The following is a 2306-nucleotide window of genomic DNA, read 5'->3' as shown; positions in this document are numbered from 1 at the left end:
TCGATTCCGGCTGAGCGGTTGATCGAGGAGTTGGAGAAGACGTTCGCGATCTGGGGTGGCCCGCCGATGGTGCTGCGTATGGATAACGGCCCTGAGTTCATCTCAGAAGCCCTGCAGGCGTTCTGTGCAGGGTCGGTCGGGATCTCCTACATTCCGCCCGGCACACCGTGGAACAACGGGTTCATCGAGTCGTTCAACAACCGGTTGCGCGACGAGTGTTTGAACCGCAACTGCTGGCCCACCCTGTTGGAGGCCCGTGTGGTCATCGGCGACTTCAAGGCCGACCACAACCACCGACACCGGCATTCGGCACTGGGCTATCGAACCCCGGCCGAGTACGCTGCCGGATGCACCCACCAGCATCACCCCGTGGGCTGCGAGATCGACTGACGATCACAACAAGGAACTGGCTCTAGAACTGCCTGGACCGGTTATCGGGGACCTGCCACTGCGGTCAGCGCAAGGCGCTCAGGAACCTTGAACGACTAACTCACGCGAATCTCATCGAATGTTGACGACGCTGATTAACAGTGGCCAAGTGAAACTGATACGAATGGATTTGCACTAGATGGAGCCAACTCCGGAGTGGATAGCAGCGCATGCCGCCCTATCCGCTGACATCACGAAGATTAGCAAACGCCATGGGTTGCGTTTTCGGCAGATGCGCGATCTCGTTAACACAACCGAGCGGTATCCGGCGCTGATTCCAATGCTGATTGATTGGGTGCGGAATGTCGAAGAGTACTCAGGGTTGACGGATCATCGTGATCTCGCGAATTTTCGGGATGGGTTATATCGCTCCCTCACGACAATCGATGCAATGGGGACGGATGCTGTTCCGTTGCTGATGGAGCAGTACTACCTGAATCCTCCACTGCCAGAAATCAACTCTTTCGCGATCGGTAACGCGCTTCTCTACCTTGCGGTGCCCAGTGACTATGAGCAGATGGCGAAGCTCGGTGCTGATCGGTCTCTCGGGTCAGGTCGGGCTGCGATTCTCGAGTGGCTGGTCAAGCAGGGGCTGCCAGAAGGTTTGCAGGTCGTCGTCGACCAGCTCGACGATCCCAGTGTTCGTCCCTTGGGCATCAGAGCCATCCGTCAGTACAGACCGCTTCCGTCGGGGCTACGACCAGTGGTCGCGCAGTACCTGGACGATCCTGACAGCGAAGTGCGCAAACAAGCGCGCGCCACGCTGAAAAAGCTACCTGATTGATCTCCACTGCGACTACTCCGAAGTTTGGATGAGAACGCGAAGACGGATCGTGCGTGACCACAACCACCCCTGCGTGCGGGAGTTCCGCGAGGAATCGGCGTCGTGAATTCCGGTTCGGAATCTGCCAACTTGTCAGCGGTTCCAGACACCCTCATCGCCTAGCCCCAGCTGTGGGTGTTGGCTGGTCGACGGAGGGCAGAGGGCAGCCCCGACGTCGCCCGGAAAGTTGTCGCCGAGGCGCGGGGATCGACGGTGTTGCCGGCGCGGTGCGGGTCTCCGTATCCACCGATCGGTGGATGGGCTCATCACCCGGCCAATCGGCCGCGCAGTGGATGTGAGACCGCGCGTATCACGGCGAAACTCATTGGTGTCGAAAGAAAAACACCAGATCGGCCGCGAGACCGGGAAATCGAGAAGTAGTCATGTTCACCACAACACAGGACCCCAGCATCGGCGCCACCGGCAGTGCAGCCACTGCATCTGCTCCCAAGCGCAAGAACGTGATCGTCGGCGTCATCGCCGGACTCGCACTGATCATCGCGGCCATCGGAATCGGCCTCGGCGTGACGGCAATGGGCCACGGTGGCACCTCGCATGCCGCGACGCCGCCCTACAGCAACTCGTCGACAAGCGGCGGGTCGCAGTCCGACGGCGCCGGCACGGTGTCTCCCGCAGTGCCGTCGCAGCCGGGTAACGACGTTTCGCCCGCTGTCCCGTCGCAGCCGGGTAACAACGTCTCGCCTGCCGTGCCGTCGACGCCGACCAACAACGTCTCACCCGCTGTGCCGTCGACTCCGACCAACAATGTCTCGCCTGCTGTCCCGTCGACTCCGGGTAACAACGTCTCGCCCGCTCAGCCGTCGACGCCGGGTAACAATGTGACGCCTGCTCAGCCATCGACGCCCACGGGCAGCATCTCGCCTGCTCAGCCGTCGACCCCGACCGGAAGCGGCACCATCACACCAGCGAGCCACGCGGCTGCGTGATCCACCCCGATGTGACCCACTCAGATACGACGACGAGGTCCCCGGGGCGTCGTCGGGACCGGTCAAAGCGAGATCCATCGCCACCATCACGCTGAACACGAATGTGG

3 protein-coding genes are annotated in these 2306 nt (G+C 61.3%); all 3 read left to right on the top strand.

The features are described from left to right. Positions 1 to 390, top strand: a 390-nt coding sequence (locus A5766_RS00390) for an integrase core domain-containing protein (protein WP_156527322.1), incomplete at its 5' end; no start/stop codon positions are given. Between the two features lie 178 nt (positions 391 to 568). Next, complete coding sequence (locus tag A5766_RS00385) at positions 569 to 1213, top strand: hypothetical protein (protein ID WP_064903028.1); 645 nt, start codon at positions 569 to 571, stop codon at positions 1211 to 1213. A 422-nt stretch (positions 1214 to 1635) separates the two neighbouring features. Further along, positions 1636 to 2199 carry a hypothetical protein gene (locus tag A5766_RS00380; RefSeq protein ID WP_005206085.1) on the top strand — a complete coding sequence of 188 codons (564 nt, stop codon included), beginning with the start codon at positions 1636 to 1638 and terminating at the stop codon, positions 2197 to 2199. Positions 2200 to 2306: the final 107 nt, after the last annotated feature.

The sequence above is a fragment of the Gordonia sp. 852002-51296_SCH5728562-b genome, from assembly GCF_001665475.1.
Classification (GTDB): domain Bacteria; phylum Actinomycetota; class Actinomycetes; order Mycobacteriales; family Mycobacteriaceae; genus Gordonia; species Gordonia sputi.
Note: the sequence above shows the minus strand (reverse complement) of the source record. Positions and strands in the feature narration are given on the sequence as shown.

Coding starts and splice junctions, on each gene's coding strand:
- A5766_RS00385 (WP_064903028.1), top strand. CDS start 569: ATGGAGCCAACTCCGGAGTGGATAGCAGCGCATGCCGCCCTATCCGCT.
- A5766_RS00380 (WP_005206085.1), top strand. CDS start 1,636: ATGTTCACCACAACACAGGACCCCAGCATCGGCGCCACCGGCAGTGCA.